This window comes from Streptomyces cyaneofuscatus, assembly GCF_000718135.1.
GTDB classification, from domain to species: Bacteria; Actinomycetota; Actinomycetes; order Streptomycetales; family Streptomycetaceae; genus Streptomyces; species Streptomyces cyaneofuscatus.
This window is the reverse complement of sequence record NZ_JOEM01000080.1, coordinates 1-394: the sequence shown is the minus strand read 5'-3', so window position 1 is coordinate 394 and position 394 is coordinate 1. Positions and strand designations below refer to the sequence as shown.

Here is a 394-nt window from a genome sequence, read left to right as displayed (position 1 = left end):
GGAGCCGGCGCCGCCCATGGTGAAGGAGGGGCGGACGACGACGGGGTAGCCGCCGAGGGTGTCGACGCCCTTGATGACGTCGTCCATGGTGTGGCAGATGACGGAGCGGGCGGACTCCCCGTAGCCGATCTTCGCCTTCACGGCCTCGACGACGCCCTTGAACAGGTCGCGGTCCTCGCCCTTGTTGATCGCCTCGACATTCGCGCCGATCAGCTCGACGCCGTACTTCTCCAGCACTCCCTGCTCGTGCATGGAGATCGCGGTGTTGAGTGCGGTCTGGCCGCCGAGGGTGGGCAGGAGGGCGTCGGGGCGTTCCTTCGCGATGATCTTCTCGACGAACTCCGGCGTGATCGGCTCGACGTAGGTGGCATCGGCGATCTCGGGGTCGGTCATG

1 protein-coding gene is annotated in these 394 nt (G+C 67.0%); it reads right to left on the bottom strand.

Translation table 11 applies throughout. From position 1 onward, the window contains the following. The coding region (locus IF17_RS0135840) for a carbamoyl phosphate synthase preATP-grasp domain-containing protein (RefSeq protein ID WP_030575421.1) at positions 1-394 on the bottom strand (394 nt) is incomplete at both ends.